Origin of the sequence: Ancylobacter sp. Lp-2, assembly GCF_020523795.1 — a bacterium.
Lineage (GTDB): Bacteria > Pseudomonadota > Alphaproteobacteria > Rhizobiales > Xanthobacteraceae > Ancylobacter.
Genome location: NZ_JAJALI010000010.1, coordinates 56477 through 78476, shown reverse-complemented (window position 1 = coordinate 78476; position 22000 = coordinate 56477). Strand labels below are relative to the sequence as shown.

The 22000-nt window shown below is 67.2% G+C and carries 23 protein-coding genes; 9 read left to right on the top strand and 14 right to left on the bottom strand.

The window, feature by feature from the left end; all coding sequences use genetic code 11:
- Positions 1–95 precede the first annotated feature (95 nt).
- Both greA and LGR54_RS20915 read left to right on the top strand, forming a co-directional pair.
- Complete coding sequence (gene greA / locus LGR54_RS20920; RefSeq protein WP_230363904.1) at positions 96–569, top strand: transcription elongation factor GreA; 474 nt, start codon at positions 96–98, stop codon at positions 567–569.
- A 15-nt stretch (positions 570–584) separates the two neighbouring features.
- Positions 585–1694, top strand: coding sequence for a glycosyltransferase family 4 protein (locus LGR54_RS20915; RefSeq protein WP_230363903.1), 1110 nt, complete (start codon positions 585–587; stop codon positions 1692–1694).
- On the opposite strand, the gene LGR54_RS20910 is transcribed toward LGR54_RS20915, so the two are convergent.
- Genes LGR54_RS20910 through LGR54_RS20895 form a run of 4 tightly spaced genes read right to left on the bottom strand, consistent with a single transcriptional unit; the run spans position 1658 to position 4909 of the window.
- The gene (locus LGR54_RS20910; protein WP_230363902.1) at positions 1658–2500 is read right to left on the bottom strand and encodes a hypothetical protein; all 843 of its coding nucleotides are present in this window, start codon (positions 2498–2500) and stop codon (positions 1658–1660) included. The genes LGR54_RS20915 and LGR54_RS20910 overlap by 37 nt on opposite strands.
- Positions 2500–3531 carry an ELM1/GtrOC1 family putative glycosyltransferase gene (locus LGR54_RS20905; protein ID WP_230363901.1) on the bottom strand — a complete coding sequence of 344 codons (1032 nt, stop codon included), beginning with the start codon at positions 3529–3531 and terminating at the stop codon, positions 2500–2502. Before LGR54_RS20905 ends, LGR54_RS20910 begins: the two co-directional genes overlap by 1 nt.
- Complete coding sequence (locus LGR54_RS20900; RefSeq protein WP_230363900.1) at positions 3528–4436, bottom strand: glycosyltransferase family 8 protein; 909 nt, start codon at positions 4434–4436, stop codon at positions 3528–3530. The genes LGR54_RS20905 and LGR54_RS20900 overlap by 4 nt, the downstream gene beginning before the upstream one ends.
- Positions 4433–4909, bottom strand: a complete 477-nt coding sequence (locus LGR54_RS20895; RefSeq protein ID WP_230363899.1) for an Lrp/AsnC family transcriptional regulator — start codon at positions 4907–4909, stop codon at positions 4433–4435. The genes LGR54_RS20900 and LGR54_RS20895 overlap by 4 nt, the downstream gene beginning before the upstream one ends.
- 317 nt (positions 4910–5226) lie before the next feature.
- On the opposite strand from LGR54_RS20895, the gene trxB reads away from it, so the two are divergent.
- Positions 5227–6195, top strand: a complete 969-nt coding sequence (gene trxB / locus LGR54_RS20890; protein WP_230363898.1) for a thioredoxin-disulfide reductase — start codon at positions 5227–5229, stop codon at positions 6193–6195.
- 28 nt (positions 6196–6223) lie between these two features.
- On the top strand, positions 6224–7117 hold the full coding sequence (locus LGR54_RS20885) for a LysR family transcriptional regulator (RefSeq protein WP_213350993.1): 894 nt from the start codon (positions 6224–6226) through the stop codon (positions 7115–7117).
- Here the strand turns inward: LGR54_RS20885 and LGR54_RS20880 are convergent.
- The 5 genes from LGR54_RS20880 to LGR54_RS20860 all read right to left on the bottom strand — a co-directional run bounded on the left by LGR54_RS20880 (position 7099) and on the right by LGR54_RS20860 (position 12268).
- Complete coding sequence (locus LGR54_RS20880) at positions 7099–7473, bottom strand: hypothetical protein (protein WP_230363897.1); 375 nt, start codon at positions 7471–7473, stop codon at positions 7099–7101. The two genes, LGR54_RS20885 and LGR54_RS20880, sit on opposite strands and share 19 nt — an antisense overlap.
- Positions 7474–7502: 29 nt before the next feature.
- Positions 7503–9155, bottom strand: coding sequence for a YbaL family putative K(+) efflux transporter (gene ybaL / locus LGR54_RS20875; protein WP_230363896.1), 1653 nt, complete (start codon positions 9153–9155; stop codon positions 7503–7505).
- Positions 9156–9299: 144 nt separating this feature from the next.
- The gene (gene msrP / locus LGR54_RS20870; RefSeq protein WP_230363895.1) at positions 9300–10286 is read right to left on the bottom strand and encodes a protein-methionine-sulfoxide reductase catalytic subunit MsrP; all 987 of its coding nucleotides are present in this window, start codon (positions 10284–10286) and stop codon (positions 9300–9302) included.
- Positions 10287–10481: 195 nt separating this feature from the next.
- Positions 10482–10976: a DUF992 domain-containing protein gene (locus tag LGR54_RS20865; RefSeq protein ID WP_230363894.1), complete on the bottom strand. Its 495-nt coding sequence runs from the start codon at positions 10974–10976 to the stop codon at positions 10482–10484.
- Positions 10977–11065: 89 nt separating this feature from the next.
- A complete protein-coding gene (locus tag LGR54_RS20860; protein WP_214010077.1) occupies positions 11066–12268 on the bottom strand; it encodes a pyridoxal phosphate-dependent aminotransferase in 1203 nt (400 codons plus the stop codon).
- A 98-nt stretch (positions 12269–12366) separates the two neighbouring features.
- On the opposite strand from LGR54_RS20860, the gene LGR54_RS20855 reads away from it, so the two are divergent.
- The 3 genes from LGR54_RS20855 (at position 12367) to LGR54_RS20845 (ending at position 14849) form a co-directional block, all read left to right on the top strand.
- Positions 12367–13044 (top strand): glutathione S-transferase family protein, encoded by a 678-nt coding sequence (locus tag LGR54_RS20855; protein WP_255607833.1) that lies wholly within the window; start codon positions 12367–12369, stop codon positions 13042–13044.
- A gap of 142 nt (positions 13045–13186) precedes the next feature.
- Positions 13187–13498 carry a hypothetical protein gene (locus LGR54_RS20850; RefSeq protein WP_230363892.1) on the top strand — a complete coding sequence of 104 codons (312 nt, stop codon included), beginning with the start codon at positions 13187–13189 and terminating at the stop codon, positions 13496–13498.
- 184 nt (positions 13499–13682) lie between these two features.
- The gene (locus LGR54_RS20845) at positions 13683–14849 is read left to right on the top strand and encodes a PQQ-dependent sugar dehydrogenase (RefSeq protein ID WP_370638251.1); all 1167 of its coding nucleotides are present in this window, start codon (positions 13683–13685) and stop codon (positions 14847–14849) included.
- A 9-nt stretch (positions 14850–14858) separates the two neighbouring features.
- On the opposite strand, the gene LGR54_RS20840 is transcribed toward LGR54_RS20845, so the two are convergent.
- The 3 genes from LGR54_RS20840 to LGR54_RS20830 all read right to left on the bottom strand — a co-directional run bounded on the left by LGR54_RS20840 (position 14859) and on the right by LGR54_RS20830 (position 18302).
- Positions 14859–15221: a DMT family protein gene (locus LGR54_RS20840; RefSeq protein WP_230363891.1), complete on the bottom strand. Its 363-nt coding sequence runs from the start codon at positions 15219–15221 to the stop codon at positions 14859–14861.
- 99 nt (positions 15222–15320) lie between these two features.
- Positions 15321–16004 (bottom strand): Fe2+-dependent dioxygenase, encoded by a 684-nt coding sequence (locus tag LGR54_RS20835; protein WP_230363890.1) that lies wholly within the window; start codon positions 16002–16004, stop codon positions 15321–15323.
- 102 nt (positions 16005–16106) lie between these two features.
- Positions 16107–18302 (bottom strand): TonB-dependent siderophore receptor, encoded by a 2196-nt coding sequence (locus tag LGR54_RS20830; protein WP_230363889.1) that lies wholly within the window; start codon positions 18300–18302, stop codon positions 16107–16109.
- A gap of 338 nt (positions 18303–18640) precedes the next feature.
- Between LGR54_RS20830 and LGR54_RS20825 the strand changes: the two genes are divergently transcribed.
- A complete protein-coding gene (locus LGR54_RS20825) occupies positions 18641–19627 on the top strand; it encodes a tetratricopeptide repeat protein (protein WP_230363888.1) in 987 nt (328 codons plus the stop codon).
- Between the two features lie 8 nt (positions 19628–19635).
- Here LGR54_RS20825 and LGR54_RS20820 read toward each other — a convergent pair whose 3' ends face one another.
- On the bottom strand, positions 19636–20028 hold the full coding sequence (locus tag LGR54_RS20820) for a hypothetical protein (RefSeq protein ID WP_230363887.1): 393 nt from the start codon (positions 20026–20028) through the stop codon (positions 19636–19638).
- 251 nt (positions 20029–20279) lie between these two features.
- Here LGR54_RS20820 and LGR54_RS20815 point away from each other — a divergent pair, with 251 nt between their 5' ends.
- Complete coding sequence (locus LGR54_RS20815) at positions 20280–21194, top strand: diacylglycerol kinase family protein (RefSeq protein WP_230363886.1); 915 nt, start codon at positions 20280–20282, stop codon at positions 21192–21194.
- Here the strand turns inward: LGR54_RS20815 and LGR54_RS20810 are convergent.
- Positions 21173–21916, bottom strand: a complete 744-nt coding sequence (locus tag LGR54_RS20810) for an SIMPL domain-containing protein (protein ID WP_230363885.1) — start codon at positions 21914–21916, stop codon at positions 21173–21175. The genes LGR54_RS20815 and LGR54_RS20810 overlap by 22 nt on opposite strands.
- Positions 21917–22000 lie beyond the last annotated feature (84 nt).

Genomic DNA, 22000 nt, shown 5'->3' with positions numbered 1-22000 from the left:
GACATCAGCCCGACGCGAAGGTCCTTTCGCCGAGACAAGGCGACAGGACCCATCGCGGGGGCTGCGTTTGCTTTTTGGGAGGTCACAAGAGACCTATGGAAAAGATTCCGATGACCGCCGGCGGGCACGCTGCCCTCGAAGAGGAGCTGAAGCGCCGCCAGCAGGTGGAGCGCCCGCGCATCATCGACGCGATCTCCGAAGCCCGTGCCCACGGCGATCTCAGCGAGAACGCCGAATATCATGCGGCGAAGGAACAGCAGGCCCTGAACGAGGGTCGCATCGCCGAGCTTGAGGACAAGCTGTCGCGTGCCGACATCATCGACGTCGCCAAGCTCACCGGCGACGTGGTGAAATTCGGCGCCACGGTGAAGCTGATCGACGAGGACACCGAGGAAGAGCGTGTGTGGCAGATCGTCGGCGACATGGAAGCCGATGCCAAGGCGGGCCGCATCTCCATCTCCTCGCCGATGGCCCGCGCGCTGATCGGCAAGAAGCTCGGCACCTCGGTGGAGGTGGTGACGCCCAAGGGCGCCCGCTCCTACGAGATTGCCGACGTACGCTTCGCCTGACCCCCTGACGACAGCATGACCCGCGACGGTCTCGATCCGACGCCCGGTCCGGTTGCTTTACCGGACCCCAGGAAGATCGAGGCCGTCGCGCCGAATCTCAAGCGCCGGCTCTCCGGCGTCACCTCCACGCTCGAGCGCGTGGTTCCGGTGCAGGCGCGGACGATCCGCATCGCTGCGCTAGGGCCGAAGCTGGCGGCCGGCGTGCCACGGATTTCCTGGGCCGACCTCCGGCATTTCTGGCGCGCGCCGCCGGGCCGGCCGGCCCGCATCTGGCACGCCCGGCGCAACATCGAAATGCTGACCGGCGTCGTACTGCGCGACCTGTTGCGCATGAAGCTGCACCTCGTCTTCACTTCCGCCTCGCAGCGCCGCCATACACGCTGGACGCGCTTCCTGATCGCGCGCATGGACGCGGTGATCTCGACCTCCGGCAAGACCGCAGGCTATCTGAAGCGCCCCTCGACCGTCATCCACCACGGCATCGACGCGGAAGCGTTCCATCCGGCGCCAAGCCGCGCGGCGGCGCGGGCGACGCTCGGCCTGCCCGATCTCAATCTCGTGGGCTGCTTCGGGCGCATCCGCGCGCAGAAGGGCACCGACGTGTTCGTCGACGCGCTATTGCGGGTGCTGCCGGAGCATCCCGGCTGGGGCGGCGTGGTGCTCGGACGCGCGGTCGGCACCGATGCCGGCTTTCTCGACGGGCTGAAGGCCAAGGTGAAGGCCGCGGGCCTCGACGGCCGCATCCTGTTCCCCGGCGAGGTGGACACCTCGGCGACGCCGGGCTGGTACCGTGCGCTCGACCTCTATATCGCGCCGCAGCGCTGGGAAGGCTTCGGCGTCACCCCGATCGAGGCGATGGCGTCAGGCGTGCCGGTGATCGCCACTCGTGTCGGCGCCTTCGAGGAACTGGTGGTCGAGGGTGTCACCGGCGCGCTGGTTCCGCCCGGCGATGTCGAGGCGATGACGGCGGCTTTGCGCGCGCATCTCGAACTCAGTGACGACGCACGGGCGGCGACGGGTGCGCGGGCGCGGGCGCACGCCGTATCGGAGTTCTCGCTGGAGCGTGAGGCGGCAAAGATCAACGCCGTCTACGAGGCGGTGTGGGACGTGGCCCGGCGCGGCTGAGCCTCATCCGCCGCGACCGCCGCGCGGGTGCCTTCGAGGCCGCGTTCCCAATAGGCGCGCACCCAGTCGACCGGCCCGTAGCCGGGACGGTTGCGGGTTCCCCATCGCTTGGCATCGGCGCGAGCCACGTCGCTCGGCTTGGGCACGCCGTGGAACACGACGAGCGGTGCCCGTCGGGGCTTACGGACGGTTTTGAAGACCGCATTCAACGGCCAGTGCGGCACGCAATGGCGGCGGAAGGAGACGGCAAAGCCTTCCGGGAAATAGTGCCGCTGATGGGCGCACACACCGATATACACTTGATCGTTCTTGGCGATGGCGTAAGCGGCGTCGGGGTTCGCCATGACGTCGAGATAGAGATGGTCCTGCTCGCCCGGCCGCCAGGCGACCATCGAGCTCTGGGCACCGCGATCCGGCCGCAGCGAGACCGGCAGCACTTCCCAGATATTGGGGTTCCATTCGCGCAGCACATGCAGGCCCGGTGTCGCCCGCGCATGGGCGACGATGGGATCGAGCGGCGCCAGGATCACCACATCGAGATCGAGATAGAGGGCGAGGTCGACGCCCGCGAGCAGCCCAGGAGCGAACATGCCGAGCTTCGGCCAGCAGCCGCGCCAGCGCAGGTTCAGCGCGCCGGTGCCGGGCAGGTCAGCGGTCTCGACCTCCGGGCGCAGCCCGTCGGCGCGGTCGGTGAGGCAGATGAAGCGGAACGGCTCGGAGAGATGGTCGCGCACGCCCTGATAGAGGATGTTCACATCCTCGGCCGGATAGGCCTCGCCCCATTTGATGCAGATGACGGCGAGCATCAGTCGAGGCTCCGGGTGGCGGGGACGGGAAGCTCTAGCACGGGCGCTAGCGCGCGGGCGAGGATGTCGCGCGCGTCCTCGGCCGGCGGCACCAGCCGGGCGAGCGTGGCGGCGAACTGCTCCGGCGTGACGCTGCGCATCGGCAGGATGGCAAGGCTGGCCCCGGCCATGCCGGCAATGATCTCGTCGGCATAGTGCTTGTGCACCACCCGCGACTTCAGCCCGATCACCGGCCGCCGGGCGGCAAGGCCCTCGGCGAGCATGCTGAGCGAATCCTCGGTGACGACGACGGCGTCCGCCCCGAACAGCGCCCGCACCGAGCCGGAGCCGGCGGTGCGATAATCGACGAATTCGGCAAGGTCGCCGGCATTGGCGAGCGCCCGGAAGCGGTCCGACACCGCCTCCGGCGTGCGGCGCGAGGTGGTGACGCGCCATTTCACGCCGTAGCGCCGGGCGACCGCCGGTACGAAGGCGAGCAGCGCCTCCCACTCTTCCGGCGGGAACTCGCGGCGATAGGCCGAGCCGCCGACCAGCAAGGCGAGCGTGGCCCCGTCGAGCGCGGCGATGTCTGCGAGCCGGCGTGGCGGCGGATAGGCATCGGGATCGACGGTGCAGGGGATCGGCGCATAGGCCGCGCCGGGGTCGCCCGCCTGCCGCGGCGAGGAGACGATGTTGAGGGCGATGGCGTTCTCGTCATAGCCGTCGATGCCGCCGGAGATCACCAGCGGCGCGCCAAAATGGCGCGAGAGCAGCATGCCAGCGGCGATAGTCGGTCGGCCGGAGCCGACGATGACATCGGGCTTCGCCACGCCGGCGAGGTCGACCCCATACATCCGCTTCAGCCAGAAGCCGGCATCCCGGCCCCAGCGGCGCATGACGAGCTTGCGGATGTCGTCGCGCGCCCAGCGGGCGGGACGGATCTCCAGGCGCTGCACCTCGACCGGCGCCAGACGCGCCACGGCAAGCGCCATGCCCTCCGCCTGGTTGAAATGGCCGGGCTGCCGGTCGCGCAGGATGAGAACGCGTGTCACGCCGGCTGCCCCATGCCGAGGAAGCGGCGGCCGAGCCAGTTGCGGAAGCGCCGCCACTTGCGCAGCCGCTTCTCGATCTTGCGCGACAGCTTGGTCTTCATCTTCGCCCCGGCGAACGGCGTACGGGTGCGGTAGTCGAGGAAGCGGTCGCGGGCGGGATGGTCGCAATCGGCGTAGTTCGGCTTGATCTGGCCGATGAAGTGGATGATGGCGGCCTCGTCCCAGTCGACCGGATCGCCCTCGTAGCGGCCTTTCACCAGCCGGCGGTGCAGGTTCCAGCGCTCGTCGAGCACCAGCCACTGGCCGCGCAGCGTGCCGTTGAGCGCGTCCTGGTCCATCATCGGCAGGTCGGGATGGTCGGCGGCGAACGCCATCACCCGCTCGGACAGGCTCTCGCGGCGCCACTGGTCGAGATCGATCAGCAGCACGCCGCTGTTGAAATAGCGCATCTCGCCCGGCAGGCCGATGGCAAGGTTGCGGGCGGCGTGGCGGCCCGGATCGAGCCGGGCGATGTCGTCTACCGCCGCCACCGCGAAGCGCTGCATATCGAGGCCGGCGAGCGGCGCCAGCGGGGCGTTGATCAGCGTGTCGCAATCGACATAGAGCAGCCGGCCCTGCGCCTGCGGCAGCAGCAGCGGCATGAGGATACGCGCATAGGCGGTGCGCGAGAGATGGTGGTTGACCGGCCGGGCGCCGAAATGGCGCTCCATCTCGCGGGCCAGATCGACGAAGGCGATGTTGTCGCGCGGGTAGCTGGCACGCATCCGCGCCTGGTCCTCGGCGCCGACATTGTCGCAGAACACCACGACGCGCTCGACCTCACCGCCCGCATTGTCCGCCAGCGAGGCGAGCAGCACCGCGGTGAGCTCGACATAGGCGGCATCGGTGGCGGTGGCGACGATCATGTCCCCTGCCCGTCCATCGGCACGATGGCGGCGTCCTTGGCCTGCTTGAGGGTCAGCGCGGTCTTCACCTTGCTGACATTGGGAGCGCTGGTCAGCTCCAGCACGAAGTTCTGGAACGAGCGCAGATCGGGCGCGACGCAGAGCAGGATGAAGTCGGTCTCGCCGGACAGCATCCAGCAGGAGCGCACCAGCGGCCAGCGCTCCACCCGCTCGGCGAAGGCGGTGAGATCCGCCTCGGCCTGGCTGACCAGATGCACCATGGCGAAGGCCATCAGGTCGAAGCCGAGCGACTTCTCGTCGAGCAGGGCGCGATAGCCCCTGATGATGCCTTCCTCCTCCAGCGCCCGCACCCGGCGCAGGCAGGGCGGCGCGGAGATGCCGACCCTTTGGGAAAGCTCGACATTGGTGATGCGGCCGTCCCCCTGGAGCTCACGCAGGATGTTCCAGTCGATCGTGTCGATACGGCGCGCCACGCGGCTCTCCCCAATGGGACGGCGGAAGGCGCCGCACCCGGCGCGCACCATAGAGGAGCGGCCAATCAGCGCAATAATCTTTCGCGGGAGCCCGCGCAATCTTGCCTTGGGACAACTTTCGGATAAGCCACGAGCCGCTTGCAGAGCGGCGCCCCAGCCCCTACATTTTCGCATGGCTGTAACCAGCCGACCGGCCCGCCTCTTGCTAGCGACCTCTCTTATCGTTCCCCCCTTGCAAGCGACGATGCCAGCGGCCAGATGCAGCCCTGCTGAAGGAGCGGTCGGTGCCGTCCCACGAGATTTCGCGAGTGCATTCCATGTCGCCGGCCCCCAACCACATCAAGGTTGCGATCATCGGCTCCGGCCCCGCCGGCTACACCGCCGCCATCTACGCCGCGCGCGCCATGCTGGAGCCGGTGCTGTTCCAGGGCATCCAGCCCGGCGGGCAGCTGACCATCACCACCGATGTCGAGAACTATCCCGGCTTCAAGGACCCGATCCAGGGACCGTGGCTGATGGAGCAGATGCAGGCGCAGGCCGAGCATATGGGCACGCGCACCATCAGCGACATCGTCACCAAGGCCGACTTCTCCTCCCGGCCGTTCCGGCTGGAGACCGATTCGGGGCAGGTGTGGATCGCCGAGACGGTGATTCTCTCCACCGGTGCCCAGGCACGCTGGCTCGACCTGCCCTCCGAGCAGGCCTATCGCGGCTTCGGTGTCTCCGCCTGCGCCACCTGCGACGGCTTCTTCTATCGCGGCAAGGAAGTGTTCGTGATCGGCGGCGGCAACACCGCGGTCGAGGAAGCGCTGTTCCTTACCAACTTCGCCTCCAAGGTGACGGTGGTGCATCGCCGCGACCATTTCCGCGCCGAACGCATCCTGCAGGATCGGCTGTTCGCCCACCCCAAGGTCGAGGTGGTGTGGAACGCCGTGCTGCATGAGGTGAAGGGCGAGAACGAGCCCACCAAGGTCACTGGCGTCACGCTGAAGAATGTCGAGACCGGCGCCGTCAGCGCGCACAAGGCCGACGGCGTGTTCATCGCCATCGGCCACGCGCCGGCGACCGAGCTGGTCGCGGACCAGCTGAGGCTGAAGCCGAGCGGCTATGTGTGGACCGCCCCCGACTCCACCTCCACCTCGGTGGAAGGCGTGTTCGCCGCCGGCGACGTCGCCGACGACGTGTTCCGACAGGCGGTGACCGCCGCTGGCATGGGCTGCATGGCCGCGCTCGAAGCCGAGCGTTTCCTCGCCGCCCGACATCCCCTCGCACATGCGGCGGAGTGACATGGACGGCAAGGCGCGGGCACGCGACATGGACTGGGACAAGCTCAAGGTCTTCCACGTCGCAGCGGAGGCCGGGTCCTTTACCCATGCCGGCGAGGCGCTGGGGCTGTCGCAATCGGCGGTGAGCCGGCAGGTGTCGGCGCTGGAGCAGGAACTCAACATCCCGCTGTTCCATCGCCATGCCCGCGGCCTGATCCTGACCGAGCAGGGCGACCTACTCTACCGCACCGCGCACGAAGTGTTCATGAAGCTGGAGGCCGCGCGGGCCAAGCTGACCGACAGCCGCGAGAAGCCGAACGGCGAATTGCGCGTCACCACCACCATGGGCCTCGGCACCCACTGGCTGACGGCGCGGATCGGCGAGTTCCTCGAGCTCTATCCCGACATCCGCATCACGCTGATCCTGACCGACGACGAGCTCGACCTCGCCATGCGCGAGGCCGACGTCGCCATCCGACTGCGCCAGCCGGTGCAGCCGGACCTGATCCAGCGCAAGCTGTTCACCGTGCACTTCCACGCCTTCGCCTCGGCGGAATATCTCAAGCGCAACGGCCATCCGCGCACGCTGGACGAGATCGACAAGCACCGCATCATCCTGCTGGGCGGCCCGATCCCCTCCTATTTCCAGCCGCTGAACTGGCTGGAACGGGCCGGCCTCGAAGACGGGCAGGAAGGGCGCGTGCCCTCGCTGTCGGTAAACAACGTGCTGGGCCTGAAGCGCGCGGTGGAGCGCGGCGTCGGCATCGGCATCGTGCCGGACTACCTGCTGGAGGATTCGGCGACGCTGGTGCAGCTCTTCCCCGAGCGCCCGACGCCGACGCTGGAAGCCTATTTTGTCTACCCGCAGGAAATGCGCTCCGTGGCGCGCATCCAGGTCTTCCGCGACTTCCTGGTCGCCAAGGCTCAGCGCTGGAACTTCTGATCCCCTGACCGCCTAATTTTTGCCCATGCCATCGGCTGAGATGGCGGGGCCGTGCGGCTGCTTGCCGAAAGATTTGCGGAAATCGACGCAAATCCCATCTGATTCATTATAAAATTGTCACATAAATGCGATTTTGCGACAGATAGTTGCTGCTGCCCGCAAAACGCATGCCTGCCATGCGGGCATACTTCATTGCCAAATGCCTCATGAACAGTCATATGTTGTTTCGACGCTGTTGCACTGAGTGCTTCAGCTGTTCCCCTCTGGAAGGTCGCCGCTCTGCGGCGAAACTCGCCGGGCTCGCTTGAGCCCGGCTTTTTTCTTTGTGAACGTCCCTTTTCACGTCCGATCTTCATTTGCGGACGATCACATCTCCCGGACGTCGTCACACCCCGAGTATGTTCTCGACCATGCGGCCGGCGATTTCGCGTTCGGCGTACACCACGAGGTCGGCGCCACGGCTGCGCAGATATTCGACCCCCTCTTCGCTATGGGCGCGCGCGGTGATGAACAGATCCCGGCGCAAGCGACGGGCGGCCTCGATGAGTGCTCCGCCTTGTAGTTCGTCCGGTACGGTGACCATCAGCATGCGTGCGCCGGCGATGCCGGCGTCGCTCAGCACCTCCGCCGGGCTGCCGCCTGCGACGACGCCGCGCCCGCCGCCGCGCCGCCAGCGCTCCACCTTGAGCCGATCCTGATCGACCACCACCAGCGGCACCTTCGCCTCGGAAAGCTGGGCGGCGATGGCAGAGCCGACACGGCCGAGGCCGATGAGGATCACCGGCCCGTCGCCATGCGGCTGGTGCGGCCCGTAGCTCTCCTCCTCCACCGGCACCGTCGCTCGCTCCTCCCCGGCGAAACGCGCCGCCCAGCGCTCCACCGCCTTGAAGACGAAGGGGTTGAGCGCGATGGAGATCATTGCGCCGGCGACGATGAGATCGCGCGCCTCCGTCGGCACCAACTGCTCGTTGATGCCGAGCCCGATGAGAATGAAGGAGAACTCGCCGATCTGGGCGAGGCTCGCCGCCACGGTCGCCGCCATGGCATGCGAGCGACCGAGCAGGCGCACCAGCCCGATCGCCACCGCCGACTTCACCGCGAGAATGACGATCAGTACCGCCGCCACGTCGAGCGGCCGGCGCAGGAGGATGCTCGGGTCGAACAGCATGCCGACCGAGACGAAGAACAGCACCGCGAAGGCATCGCGCAGCGGCAGCGAGCCCTCGGCAGCGCGATGGCTGAGGTCGGACTCGCCCAGCACCAGCCCGGCGAAGAAGGCGCCGAGCGCGAAGGACACGCCGAACAGCAGCGCCGAGCCATAGGCGATGCCGAGCGCGATGCCCAGCACCGACAGGGTGAACAATTCGCGCGAGCCGGTACGGGCCACCAGCGCCAGCATGCCGGGAATGACCCGCCGCCCGACGACCAGCATGAGCGCCACGAACAGCGCCACCGCCCCCAGCGTGGTGCCGATGGAGGCGGCGAGGCCCGACAGGTCGGCCTGCTGCCCGCGCGCCAGCCCGGCCAGCACCGGCAGCAGCACCAGGACCAGCACCATGGCGAGGTCCTCCACCACCAGCCAGCCGATGGCGACGCGGCCATTCTCGGTCTCTATCGCCCGCTGCTCCTCCAGCGCGCGCAGCATCACCACGGTCGAGGCGACCGACAGCGACAGGCCGAAGACCAGCCCACCCGCCACGGACCAGCCCCACAGCAGGGCAAGGCCGAGGCCGACAAGGGTGGCGACGGCGATCTGCGCCACCGCGCCGGGCACCGCGACGCTCCACACCCGCAACAGGTCGCGCGGGGTGAAGTGCAGGCCGACGCCGAACATGAGAAGAATCACGCCGAGCTCGGCCAGCTGGGGAGCGAGCGCGGTATCGGCGACGAAACCGGGCGTGTAGGGGCCCACCAGCAGCCCAGCGAACAGATAGCCGACAATGGGCGACAGACGCAGCCGCGTTGCGAGATAACCGAGGATCGCCGCCAGCACGAAGGCGAGACAGACGGTCGCGATCAACGGCACTTGATGCGGCATTGCGCGGCGCCTCCCTTGCGCGTGACGGATGGGGGTGTCGGGTGACGCGGCAGCGAGTCCCGCCGTGACCCGCAAGGTGACCGCCCCAACCTCGGGAGGCAAGCGTCGCGAGCCGCCGGGCGACGATTTGCCCGGCGGGCGCGGTCACATGAACAGCTTCTCGGTCTTGTCCATGCCGGCATACAGACTGGCGACCTGCTCGCCATAGCCGTTGTAGATCAGCGTCGGGCGACGCTCGCCGGTTCCGATGTCGCGCTCGCTGGCCTGGCTCCAGCGCGGATGGGGAACCTCCGGGTTCACATTGGCCCAGAAGCCGTATTCGCGGCCCTGGACCTGCTCCCACAACCCGACCGGACGGTCGGCGACGAAGGAGATCCGCACGATCGATTTCACCGACTTGAAGCCGTATTTCCACGGCAGCGCGAGGCGCAGCGGGGCGCCGTACTGGTTGGGCGCCGGCTTGCCGTAAACGCCGGTGACGAAGAAGGCGAGGTCGTTCATCCCCTCGGCCATGGTGACGCCATCGACATAGGGCCAGGGGTAGATGAAGCGGTTCTGCGCCGGTGCCACCGCCGGGTTCACGAAGGTCTCCATACGGATGTATTTCGCCCCCGATAGCGGCTTGGCGAAGGCGATGAATTCCCGCACGGGGAAGCCGGTCCACGGCACCGCCATCGACCACGCCTCGACGCAGCGGTGGCGGTAAAGTCGCTCCTCCAGCGGCATGGCGCGGATGATGTCGTCGATGCCGACCTCGCGCTCCTTCTCGACGAGGCCGTCGATCTTCACCGTCCACGGCCGGCGCGGCATGCGCTCGGCGATGTCGGCGACCTGGTAATTGCGGCGGTCGGAGCCGAACTCGTAGAAATTATTGTAGTTGCCGGAGATGTCCTCCGGCGTCACCGGACGATCCAGCGTGAAGGCGTCGTTGCGCTTGGCCGGATAGAGATCCTTGGTCGGATCGAGGTCGGGATTGCCCGGCGTGGGAGCGGCAACGGCAGGTAGTCCCAGCCCGAGCGCCGCCGCCAGCCCCGCGCCGGCGCCGAGGAGATGACGGCGCGACAGATAGACGGCTTCGGGCGTGGCGGCACTCTCAGGCAATTCCCATGAGGGACGGCGGCGGATCAGCATCGAGCTCTCCCATCGGCTGTGAGCGAGAAGATACGCCTGAAAGCCCTCACGCGTTACAAGCTCACGCGTTCAACTCCACGTGCGAGCTATGCCGCACCGCCCGGCCGGCGTGCGATTGCGAAACGGGCAAAGCGCGAACGCAAAACGGCCCGGCACCTTCCGATGCCGGGCCGTTCGCCGGAGATGTCCGATCGGTCAGTTCGGCCGCAGGGTCAGGTCGCCGACGCCCACCGCGAGGTTCACGCCGGTCTGGCCCTCGACGCTGAAAGGCTGCAGCGCGACGGTGTTCTTGGAACCGCCGAGGAGCGCGTTGCCGCCCACGCCGACGCCGAGCGCGACGCTACCGGACACGCCGGTGTAGCGGCCGGCGAGATCGCTGGAATCGATGCGGGTGGTGGGGGCGAACACGCCCCAGATCAGCGCGTTGCGGCCGGTGACGCCCACATCGAGGCCCCAGCGGCGAATGGTGCCCTCGTAGGCATAGCGGGCACCGCGGCGGGTAACGAAGCGGCAGTCGAGCGTGCGCTTCGAGCCGATGATGAAGCTCACCGACCTGGAGCCGGTGCACTCCAGCGTGCCGACCTGCACGCGGTTGATCTGCTGGGCCGAGGCCGGCGTCGCGAGGACGCCGACGAAGCCGGCAGCCAAAGTCGCCGCGAAGGCGCCGAGCGTCACATATTTGCGGAACATGATCGATCTCCTTGAACCAAGCGCCTCTGCGCCGGAAATGGGACCATTAAGGGCGGCCGGCGAGTGCCGGCACGCCCCACATTATTACCTCAACGCAGCGAGCCACAGAAGCGCTGGATGCGCAGGCACGCCTCCTCGAGATCCTTGGTGGCGGTCGCATAGGAAATGCGGAACGCCGGGCCGAGGCCGAAAGCCGAGCCATGCACCACCGCAACGCCTTCGGCGTCGAGAAGTTCAGTCGCGAACACCTCGTCGTCGACGATCACCTTGCCCGACTCAGTCGTCTTGCCGATGACACCGGCGCAGGACGGATAGACGTAGAAGGCGCCTTCCGGCTTCGGGCAGGTGAGGCCGTTCGCCTGGTTGAGCATGGAGACGACGAGGTCACGGCGCTCCTTGAACGACTTGTTGTTCTCGGCGATGAAGTCCTGCGGACCGTTCAGCGCCTCGACCGCCGCCCACTGGGCGATGGACGAGGGGTTCGAGGTCGACTGCGACTGCAGCGTCCCCATCGCCTTGATCAGCTCTTCCGGGCCGCCGGCATAGCCGATGCGCCAGCCGGTCATGCAATAGGCCTTCGACACGCCGTTCATGGTCAGCGTGCGGTCGTAGAGCGCCGGCTCGACCTGCGCCGGGGTGACGAACTTGAAGTCGTCATAGACCAGGTGCTCGTACATGTCGTCGGTGAGGATCCACACATGCGGATACTTCACCAGCACGTCGGTGAGCGCCTTGAGCTCGTCATAGCTGTAGGCCGCGCCGGAGGGGTTCGACGGCGAGTTGAAGATCAGCCACTTGGTCTTCGGGGTGATCGCCGCCTCAAGCGCCTCGGGGCGGAGCTTGAAATTGTCTTCCAGCGTCGTCTCCACCGCCACCGGGGTGCCGCCGGCGAAATTGACGATATCCGGGTAGCTCACCCAGTACGGCGCCGGGATGATCACCTCGTCGCCAGCGTCGACCGTGGCGAGCAGCGCGTTGAACAGCACCTGCTTGCCGCCGGTGCCGACGGTGATCTGGCTCGGCTTGTAGGTGAGCCCGTTCTCGCGCTTGAACTTGGCGACGATCGCCGCCTTCAGCTCCGGAATGCCGTCCACCGCGGTGTAGCGCGTCTGGCCGTCGCGAATCGCCTTGATCGCGGCTTCCTTGACGTTGTCGGGCGTCTCGAAGTCCGGCTCGCCGGCCGACAGCGCGATGATGTCGCGGCCTTCGGCTTTCAGCTCCCGCGCCTTGTTGGAAATGGCGATGGTCGCGGAAGGCTTAATGCGCTTCATGGCGGCGGATACGAGGCTCATGGCCGGACTCCGTTTGGATGTTTTGCGCGCGACAACTAGTCGAGCCCTTGCACGTCGGCAAGTCTTTCCCCACCTCACAACGCACCTATCGATGCGGTATGCTGCCGCGATCCTCCGCTTTCCGCGGCATTCGGGAACCTGACGTGCTCAAGCTCCACGCGATGCAGAGCTCCGGCAACTGCTACAAGGTCCGGATGCTGCTGGCGCGGCTCGGCACGCCCTTCGAGCTCGTCGACGTCGACCTGCTGCGCGGCGAGAACCGCACGCCGGAATTCCTGATGAAGAACCCGGAAGGCCGGGTGCCGCTGCTGGAGTTGCCGGGCGGGCGCTTCCTGCCGGAATCAAATGCCATCCTCTTCTACCTCGCCGAGGGCACGCCACTGCTGCCCGACGACCGGCTCGCCCGTGCCGAGGTGCTGCGCTGGATGTTCTTCGAGCAGCATTCACACGAGCCGGCCATCGCCGCCGCCCGCTTCTGGCTGAAGCTGGTGCGCGGCGGACGCGAGTTGCGCACGCACGACATCGACCGCTGGATGGAGGAAGGCTACCGCGCCCTGAAAGTGATGGACCGGCACCTGCAGCGCCGCCGCTTCTTCGTCGATCGGGCGCTCACCATCGCCGATATCGCGCTCTACGCGCATACCCATGTGGCGGACGAGGGCGACTTCGATCTCGCCCCCTTCCCGGCGGTGCACGACTGGCTGGCGCGGGTCGCCGCGCAGCCCGGCCATGTCGACATGGAGTGGCGCCCGCAGGTCACGCAAGCCGCTGATTAACAAGCGTTAACCTCTTGCCCCGAAATGGCCGCGAAATCGCGCGGCATCGCCCAAGTACCGTCGAAGGCGAGCCGCGTTCGGCACCGAAGCTCTCACCCATCGCAACGGAATGCTCCGGCGCCGGACGGATGAGGATTTCGCCATGCCGCACCACGATGTCGTCGCCGCTGCCGAGGTGAAGCACACCTCGGTCCGCCGTTTTCGCCGGGCGCTGATGGAAGCCGGCGTCGTGCTCACCCTGACGCTCGCCATCGTGGCGGTGCTGTGCATGTTCGGCCTGCAGGCGGCCTCGGCCATGGAGATGAACGCCCTCGACGGCGCCGACCCCAGCGGGCGGCTGACCATCGGCGCCGTGCTGCTCGCTGCCTTCGTCGCCCTGTGCGGACTGTCCGGCTACATGCTGCGCAACACGCTGCAGCCGGTGGAGCCGCGGCATCGGCGTCGGCAGGGCTGAGCCCGTCTTCCGCTTTTCATCTTCCCATGGGGCCGGTGACGCGGGTTTGAACGCGCCGCCGGGCCACCTGCCTCACCAACCCCGTTGCCTGCCCCGCCCCGCCTGATCTAACGATGCGTCAGGTCGCTCCCCGCAGGTCGCTCCTTGCCGGAATGCCGACCGGAGCCGCCAACCGGAGAGCATCGTGATCCGCCCCTTCCGCCTCGCCGCCCTCTCGCTGTCCCTCGTCCTGTGCGCGCTCCCGGCACTGGCACAGTCGCAGGGCGCGGCGCCGGTCAGCGTCCACACTTCCGCCGGCCCCATGACCCTCGAGACGGTGGCGGGCGGCTTCGAGAACCCTTGGGGCCTCGCCTTCCTGCCCGACGGGCGCATGCTGGTGACGGAGCGGCCCGGGCGGCTGCGGATCGTCAGCCGCTCCGGCACGGTCTCCGCGCCGGTCGCCGGCGTGCCGCCGGTCTATGCCAGCGGCCAGGGCGGCCTGCTCGACATCGCGGTGGCGCCGGATTTCGACAGCAGCCGGCTAGTGTATTTCTCCTATGCCGAGCCGCGCGAGGGCATATCGGGCACCAGCGTCGCCCGGGCCAAACTCACCGAGAATGGCGGCGGCGCCCGGCTGGAGAATATCGAGGTGATCTTCCGCCAGCAGCCGGCTGCGGGCGGATCGAGCCATTACGGCTCGCGCCTCGCCTTCGGCCGCGACGGCACGCTGTTCGTCACCCTCGGCGACCGCTATTCGCTGCGCCCCGAGGTGCAGAAGCTCTCGACCCATATTGGCAAGATCGTGCGCATCAATCCCGACGGCTCCGCGCCGGCGGACAATCCCTTCGCCGGATTGGCCAATGCGCGGCCGGAGATCTGGAGCTTCGGCCATCGCAACGTGCAGGGCGCCGCCATCGATCCGCAGACCGGGCAGCTCTGGACGGTCGAGCACGGCGCGCGCGGCGGCGACGAACTGAACCATCCCGAAGCCGGCAAGAATTACGGCTGGCCGGTGATCACCTATGGGCGCGACTATTCCGGCGCGACCATCGGCGAAGGCACCGCCAAGCCGGGCATGGAGCAGCCGGTGAAATATTGGGACCCGTCGATCTCGCCGGCCGGGCTCGCCTTCTACACCGGCAGCCTCATCCCGCGCTGGAAGGGCGATCTGTTCACCGGCGGGCTCTCCGGGACCCGGCTGGTGCGGCTGAAGCTCGATCCCTCCCGCCAGCGCGTGGTCGAGGAGGAGGCACTGCTCACCGAGCTCGGCGAACGCATCCGCGACGTGCGGCAAGGGCCGGACGGGGCGCTGTGGCTGCTCACCGACGATCCCGGCCAGGGGCGCCTGCTACGCCTCGCGCCGGGGGAATGAGCCCGTCGCCTACCACTTCTGGAAGATGAACCACGCCCCCAGCGCGATGAAAGCGAAGCCGATGGCGTGGTTCCAGCCGAGCGGTTCCTTCAGCCAGAACACCGAGAAGCCGGCGAACACCACCAGGGTGATCACCTCCTGCATGGTCTTCAGCTCGGCGGTGGCATAGACGGCCGAGCCGTAGCGGTTGGCCGGCACGGCGAGGCAGTACTCGAACAGCGCGATGCCCCAGCTCGCCAATATCGCGATGACCAGTGGCGACGACTTGTATTTGAGATGACCGTACCAGGCGAAGGTCATGAAGATGTTGGAGGCGGTGAGCAGCAGGATCGGCAGCAGCGCGGGCGGAAACAGCGACGTGAGCGCGGGCATCGGGCCTCTCTGGACAATCTCTCGCGGGAAGAACCGGCGAGAGATAGCGCCCGCCGCCACGACGTCAATCCGACCGCAGGGGAAGCCTGGCCGGCCGCCTCACATCTCGACCCATTGCCGCAGCAGGTTGTGATAGACGTTGGTCAGCGACAGCACGGCGGGTGAATCGATCGGCACCGCCTCGCGGGTCTGCATGATGGCGACGTCGAGATCGTAGAGCAGCGCGCGGCGGCCATCATCCTTGATCATCGACTGGGTCCAGAAGAAGCTCCCCCAGCGGCTGCCGCGGGTGATGGGGCGCACCGCGTGCAGGCTGCTCGACGGATAGACCACCATGTGGCCGGCCGGCAGCTTCACCTCCTGGCCGCCGAACGTATCCTCGATGACCAGCTCGCCGCCGTCATATTCCTCCGGATCAGTGAGCGAGAGCGTGCTCGACACGTCCGCCCGCATCCGCATGCCGGTGCCGGGAATGGCGCGGATGGCGCTATCGACGTGGGCGCCGAACTCCATGCCGACATCGTAGCGATTGAACATCGGCGGCAGCACGCGCAGCGGCATGGCGGCGGAATTGAACACCGGATTGCGGCCGAGCGCCCGCAGGATGATGTCGCCGAGCTCGCGGGCCTCCTTGGAGTCCTCGGGAATCTGCAGATTGTTCTTGGTCTTCGCCGCCTGCACGCCGGCGGTGGCACGTCCGTCCACCCATTGCGAGGATTCCAGCACGCGGCGGCAATAGGCGACCTCATCGCGGGTCAACACGTCGGGAATGGTCACGAGCATGGCACAAACCTCGAAAGAAAGCGGCCCCGCAAGCGGGGCCGAAAGTGGCGGACACTCCGATGGGAGCGTCAGCCGAGTGAAGAGGTCAGGGAAGACCCACCCTTAGAAGGTGGCGCCCACAGTGAACACGACGGCACGGCCGGTACCCACCACAGCGCGGTTGTTGAAGCCTGCCACGTAATTGAGTTCGTCGGTCAGGTTGTAACCGTTGACCGCGAAGCGGTAGTTGCCCTGCTTGTAGGAGATCAGCGCGTCGAGCGAGAAGGTCTCCGGGATCCAGGAGGTGTTGGCGGTATTGGTGTAGTAGCCATCGGAATAGGTGATGCCACCGCCGACCAGCAGTTCGCCGGGGATCGAGGTCAGCCAGTGCTTGGCGACGTCGTAAGTGGTCCAGATCGAGGCCGAATTACGCGGAGCGTAGTTCACCTCGTTGCCGATGGTCGCGGCCGTTGCAGGAGGGGAATAGGTGACCTCGCTATCGAGATAAGTGTAAGCCGCCTGTATCGTCCAGGCATCCGTCAAGTTTCCGGTCGCGCCGAGTTCGACACCCTGCACGCGCTGCCGGTCACCGGTCGGCTGGTAAAGTCCATTGCCGAGATCGTAGTACGCATTACCCTTGATTGTGCGGAATAGCGCACCGGTCAGGCCGATCTTGCCGTCAAGCAGCGAGAGCTTGGCACCGATCTCCGTGGTCTCGTTCGATTCCGGCTCGGTGGCAGACGTGCTGCTCAGCGGGTTCGGGGTAACCGCGACATTGCCGCCCGGCGGCGTGTAGGATTTGCCCCAGGACACGTAGTAGGTCTGCTCCTTGGTCGGCTCCCAGATCAGCGAGAGGCTCGGGCTGAAGAAGCTGGAGTGCGAATCGTAATCCGACCAACCGGGAACATTAGCCGAAGGCGCCCGACCACCTGTGCTCGTGGTCTCGTAATCGATGTTGTAGTTGTCGAAACGGCCACCGGCGAGCAACGACAGCGTATCGACGAACCAGAAGCGGTCCGAGGCGAAGATCGCCGAATTGGTTGCCTGGGAGCGGCGCAGATTCAGGCCGCTGTCGTAAACATAGAAGCTGTCTGGATTGTAGAAAGACGGATCGGCGACCGTGCCGACGGTCTTCGCCCCGGAATTGGTCAGGTAACTGCGGGAGTCGTTCTGGAAATAGAAGTCGACGCCGGCCACGAATTGGTTCCGGAACCCTCCGATCGTGACATCGGCGATGGCGGTGGTGATGTTCTGGCCGCCATAGGTATCCTGATCGAAGCCCGCCGGGCCACCGAGGGCATACGGCACATTCGCATTGCCGTTGATCACCGACATGCCACAGGTCGCAGCCGCACAGGACGCCGCCGACTGAGTATAGTAGCGGTTGTAATAAGCTAGCCGGCTGTCATTGGTGACGGTCAGCCACTCGTTCACCTCGTTGCGATACTTCGCGGTGAACATGGTGACGTCGTAATTATCCTTGTCGGTCTCCTTGCCATAGTAGTTGGAGCGCGACACGCCGGGATACTCCGTCACCGGCAGGGAAACGCCGGTGCTGCGGGTGGCGAACGGCACACCCATGTCGGTCTGGCCGTCGCCGTCCTGGTAGAAGATATTCAGGTGCAGGGTCTGGTCGGTGCCGAGACCGAAGCCGACCGCACCGAGGAAGCCGTAGCGGTCCTTGTACACGTAGTCGCGGTCGACAAGATCCTGCTCGGTATACATGCCGACGAAACGCACGGCGGTGGTGTCGTCGATCTGCTTGTTGACGTCGCCGACGACGCGGTAGAGCGGGCCGTTGCCGATCTGCCCCTCGAAATCGTACTTGTCGCCCAGATGTGCCTGCTTCTGGGTGATGTTGATCGCGCCGCCGGTCGTGCCCATGCCGAAATTCTCGGACGACGAGCCCTTGAACACCTCGACGGATTCGAAGGCAAAGCTGTCACGGGTGTAGGAGCCGAAATCACGCAGGCCGTCGACATAGATGTCGCCATTGGCCTGGAAGCCGCGAATGCGGAACTGGTCGCCATTCATGCCGCCATTGCCCTCGCCGGACGAGGCGGTGACGCCGGGAACGTTGCGCAGCGCCTGTTCGAGCGTGGTGACGCCCTGCTGCTGCATCGTCTCCTGAGAGATGACGGTGATGGTCTGCGGCGTGTCCTGGATCGTGCCCGGCATGCGCGAGAGGCCGGTAGAGCCCTCCAGCGCGTTCGCCGGCGCGTTGTCGCCCTCGACGGTGACGGTGGGCAGTTCTTCCGTTGCGTTCGGCGTCGACGTAGCCTGCTGGGCCTGCGCGCCCAGCAGCGGGATCGCCGACATGGTCATTGCCAAGCCGGTGGTCAAGGCAGCCCCGGATACCGAGGGCCTAAGCGTCTTCATCTTCGTCATTCGTCCAACCCCTGTGAGCACGTCCAACATCAGGTCGGATAAAGGAAGAGTCTAAGCCAGTTCAAACACTATGTTTTTTAGAGATTCAAAAGTCGAAGTCATCTGGAATGCCAGGATGGACTTTGTTTTTAATTGTTAAAAATTGAATCAAAACGCAACTCCTTGCCATTGCACGATCGATTGCCCTATTTCCGTCTCAATCTAGCCGCTCCAACGTCTATGTTGCCGCAACGACACATGGACGATGATTTACAAGATCGTGACAATGCATGGCCGATGAATGGATTTCCCTTGCGACGCTGAAACGCATGGGCGTCGACGAACTGAAGCTGCGCATCGCCGAGGGGCCGGAGGCCGCTGCCCATTGGGTGCGCGCCGGAGCCCTCAACGGCCTCGTCAACGCCCAGCTCGCCTGGGGGCGCATGCTGCTGGACGGCACCGGCACGGCTGGGGATGCCGAGGCCGCGTTGCGCTGGTTCTCCATCGCCGCGCAGGCCGGCAGCGCCGAAGGCCTCAACATAGTGGGGCGCTGCCACGAGCATGGCTGGGGCACCCCCGCCGCGCCGGCACGGGCGGCCGAGTTCTATCGTCAGGCGGCGCAGGCGGGCGACGCCTGGGCGCGTTTCAATCTCGCCGGCCTGCTGCTGGCCGGCAACGGCGTGGCGTCCGACCGCCGGGAGGCGCTGGGCCTTTATGTCCGCGCCGCCCGCACCGGCCACTTTAAGGCCGCCACCATGGTCGGTCGCTATCTGGAAAACGGCTGGGACCGACCGGCGCGACCAGCGGCGGCGCGGCGCTGGTATCGGCGCGGCGCCGAGGGCGGCGACTATCGCGGCCAGTTCGACTATGGCCGCTTGCTGCTGTCGGCCGGCAGGCAGGAGGAGGGGCTCGCCTGGATGCGCAAGAGCCTCGAGGGCGCGGTTCCGGCTTTCTGCCGGCTCGCCGGCGAGGGCCTGCGCGCCAGCCCGAACCCGGCGATCGGCCCCCTCGCGCTGCTGGCGCTGCGGCGGGCCTGCGAAAGCGGCGCCGCGCAGGACCAGCGAGCCTATGCCTCCGCCCTTGCCGAAGGGGTGGGCGGCGTGGCGGACCCCGACGCCGCGCGGACCGCCTTCGCCGAAGCCCGGCGGATCGAGGAGCGCAAGCGCCTCGCCCACGAAGCTATTATCCGGCAAAGTGCCGGAACATCGGCGGTTCCCACGAAGGCCCGCTCCCGGCTACCGCGGGCGATCCGCGCGCTGCTCCGCCGCGGCAAATAGCGGCGAGGTCAGCGCCGGCTTTCAGCCCAGGCGCGGAACTCGCGCAGCAGATTGGCAAAGTCCCAGAAGGCGGCGGCCAGTAGCAGGCCGGCGGCGAGGGCGAGCACGGTCGCGGTGCCCTGCGAGAAATCGATCGGGCCACGGGCGAAATCATAGGCGGTGAAGGCGCCGAACAGCGCCACCAGCGTAGCGATGATCAGATAGGCGGTACGGTCGAGCCGGCTGGCGGCCAGTGCCACCAGCAGCGCCACCAGGATGCCGATCGCCATCGCCCACAGGATCCCCAGCGAGAACAGCGTCGCCATCCAGCGACCGACGACGAAGGACAGATAGGCAAGCGCCATCAGCACCAGCAATCCCGCCCGCAGACGCACCATGGACGGCCTGTTGATCTGCGCCATTGCCGGCGGCTCCCCGTCTTGCCATGGTCGCAGCCTATTCGGTCTCTCTCATCCGCGTCGAGCCCGACGTCTGAACGCCTCGCCGATCCTCCGCCGTCGATCGCCGGCTCGACCAGGGGAACCTAGCCGCCGTGCCGTCGTTGCCGTTCCGCCTGCCGCCTCTCTCCCCTTCCGCCCGCCGTATTGCCTCCGTCACATTGCCCTGCATTGTCGTGTCGCCCGCCCTGCCCCGTTTCATTCCGAGCCGAACCATGCGCCATGTCCTCGTCCTGCTGAACGCAAAGGCAGGAACCCTGCAGCAACGCGACGGCGAGGCGGTGCGCCGCGAGGTGGCCGACCGGCTCTCCCGCGACGGCCGCAAGGTGGAGGTGCAACTTCTCACCGGCGAGGACTTGCTGCGCGCCATCCGTGTCAGCGGGCGCGGGCCGCATGACACGGTGATCGTCGGCGGCGGTGACGGCAGCGTCAGTCTGGCGGCGCGCTGCCACGAGAATTCCGGCAAGGCGCTCGGCATTCTGCCGCTGGGCACCATGAACCTGCTGGCGCATGACATCGGCATGCCGACCGACATCGGCGCCGCGCTCGACGCGCTCGACACCGCCCGGCCGTTGCGCGTCGACATGGGCACGCTGAACGGTCGGCGGTTCCACACCATTTCCGGCTTCGGCTTCTTCAGCCAGATGGCGCGAGCGCGCGAAACCGCCCGCCGCTGGGGGCTCGGCCGCTTCTTCGCCGTGCCGATCGCCGCCTTTCTCGCCCTGCGGCGCACCGGGCGCATCCATCTCGACGTCGAGGTGGACGGCCAGAGGCGGCATTTCTCGGCCGTCTCGGCCCTTGTCACCGTCAACCGCTTCACCGGGCCGGGCTGGCGGCGCGGACGGCTCGACGAGGGCCTGCTGGAAGTCCACATCGTCGAGGATCGCGGCGCGCTCGCCAAGCTGAAGGCCGGCGCCGATCTGGTGACGGATAGCTGGCGCGGCAATCCCGGCATCGTCAGCCTCGCCGGGCGGGACATCCTGATCAGCCGCGGCGGGCGCAAGCGCAGCTGGGTCTCGACCGACGGCGAACTGAGCCGCGAGCGCCTGCCGCTGCACTATCGCGTGGTGCCGCAGGCGCTCGAACTGCTGGTGCCGGACGCCGCGTCTCAGCGCGGCTCGATCTCGTAGGTCACCGAGACGCTGGCCTGGACCTCGGCTTCCCCGGCCTCGACCGGCACGGAATCCGCCTTCATCAGCATCGGCGCCGCCATGGCCCGCCCCATCGGCCGCACCCCGCCATTGCCAGTGACGGTGAGAATGCGCACCAGCCGCACCCCGCTCGCCTGGGCGATCAGCTCGGCCTGGTGGCGGGCATCCTCCACCGCCGCGACGCGCGCCTTGTCTTCCAGCTTGGCCGGCTCGGCGATGTCGAAGGAGATGCCGCCGATCTGGTTGGCGCCCGACGTCACCATCTTGTCGAGCAGATCGCCGAGACGGCCGAGATCGCGCAGCCGCACCGAGACGTTGTTCTGCACCTGATAGGCGACCACACGCGGCGGCTCGGTGGAATCCTTCTTCGGCGGCGCGTATTGCGGCTGCACGGAGAAGCCGGAGGTAGCGATGTCGCGCGCTTCGACGCCGGAATCCTTGAGCGCTGCGATCATATCGGCGACTGCCTTACTGTTGGCGTCGAGCGCCTCGCGCGCGGTCTTGCCGTCGCTGATCACGCCGGTGGAGAAGCGGGCCATGTCGGGCGCGGCGGCGGCGTGTCCTTCGCCGGTGACGGTGAGGGTCGGACGCCGGGGGGCGGCGGAGAGCTCCTGCGCCGACAGCGGCGACAGGCCGGCGAAGAGGCTGGCGGAGACGAGGGCGGCAAGGGCGGCGGCGGGAGCTGCCTGGACGAGTTTCATGTTGCGCATTCCCCGGAGAACAGGATGGTGTCGCGCCGACGTAGCGGCATGCGAGGCAAATCACCTCCGGGTGGCGGCAATACG

Bases quoted from the DNA above. Each gene is read 5' to 3' on its own strand.
- msrP (WP_230363895.1), bottom strand. From the start codon at position 10,286: ATGCTGATCCGCCGCCGTCCCTCATGGGAATTGCCTGAGAGTGCCGCC.
- LGR54_RS20825 (WP_230363888.1), top strand. From the start codon at position 18,641: ATGGCCGATGAATGGATTTCCCTTGCGACGCTGAAACGCATGGGCGTC.
- LGR54_RS20915 (WP_230363903.1), top strand. From the start codon at position 585: ATGACCCGCGACGGTCTCGATCCGACGCCCGGTCCGGTTGCTTTACCG.
- LGR54_RS20840 (WP_230363891.1), bottom strand. From the start codon at position 15,221: ATGCCCGCGCTCACGTCGCTGTTTCCGCCCGCGCTGCTGCCGATCCTG.
- LGR54_RS20855 (WP_255607833.1), top strand. From the start codon at position 12,367: ATGCTGCCGCGATCCTCCGCTTTCCGCGGCATTCGGGAACCTGACGTG.
- trxB (WP_230363898.1), top strand. From the start codon at position 5,227: ATGTCGCCGGCCCCCAACCACATCAAGGTTGCGATCATCGGCTCCGGC.
- LGR54_RS20900 (WP_230363900.1), bottom strand. From the start codon at position 4,436: ATGATCGTCGCCACCGCCACCGATGCCGCCTATGTCGAGCTCACCGCG.
- LGR54_RS20860 (WP_214010077.1), bottom strand. From the start codon at position 12,268: ATGAGCCTCGTATCCGCCGCCATGAAGCGCATTAAGCCTTCCGCGACC.
- LGR54_RS20850 (WP_230363892.1), top strand. From the start codon at position 13,187: ATGCCGCACCACGATGTCGTCGCCGCTGCCGAGGTGAAGCACACCTCG.
- LGR54_RS20880 (WP_230363897.1), bottom strand. From the start codon at position 7,473: ATGAAGATCGGACGTGAAAAGGGACGTTCACAAAGAAAAAAGCCGGGC.
- LGR54_RS20810 (WP_230363885.1), bottom strand. From the start codon at position 21,916: ATGAAACTCGTCCAGGCAGCTCCCGCCGCCGCCCTTGCCGCCCTCGTC.
- ybaL (WP_230363896.1), bottom strand. From the start codon at position 9,155: ATGCCGCATCAAGTGCCGTTGATCGCGACCGTCTGTCTCGCCTTCGTG.
- LGR54_RS20815 (WP_230363886.1), top strand. From the start codon at position 20,280: ATGCGCCATGTCCTCGTCCTGCTGAACGCAAAGGCAGGAACCCTGCAG.
- LGR54_RS20865 (WP_230363894.1), bottom strand. From the start codon at position 10,976: ATGTTCCGCAAATATGTGACGCTCGGCGCCTTCGCGGCGACTTTGGCT.
- LGR54_RS20835 (WP_230363890.1), bottom strand. From the start codon at position 16,004: ATGCTCGTGACCATTCCCGACGTGTTGACCCGCGATGAGGTCGCCTAT.
- greA (WP_230363904.1), top strand. From the start codon at position 96: ATGGAAAAGATTCCGATGACCGCCGGCGGGCACGCTGCCCTCGAAGAG.
- LGR54_RS20910 (WP_230363902.1), bottom strand. From the start codon at position 2,500: ATGCTCGCCGTCATCTGCATCAAATGGGGCGAGGCCTATCCGGCCGAG.
- LGR54_RS20885 (WP_213350993.1), top strand. From the start codon at position 6,224: ATGGACTGGGACAAGCTCAAGGTCTTCCACGTCGCAGCGGAGGCCGGG.
- LGR54_RS20820 (WP_230363887.1), bottom strand. From the start codon at position 20,028: ATGGCGCAGATCAACAGGCCGTCCATGGTGCGTCTGCGGGCGGGATTG.
- LGR54_RS20830 (WP_230363889.1), bottom strand. From the start codon at position 18,302: ATGTCGGCGATCCCGCTGCTGGGCGCGCAGGCCCAGCAGGCTACGTCG.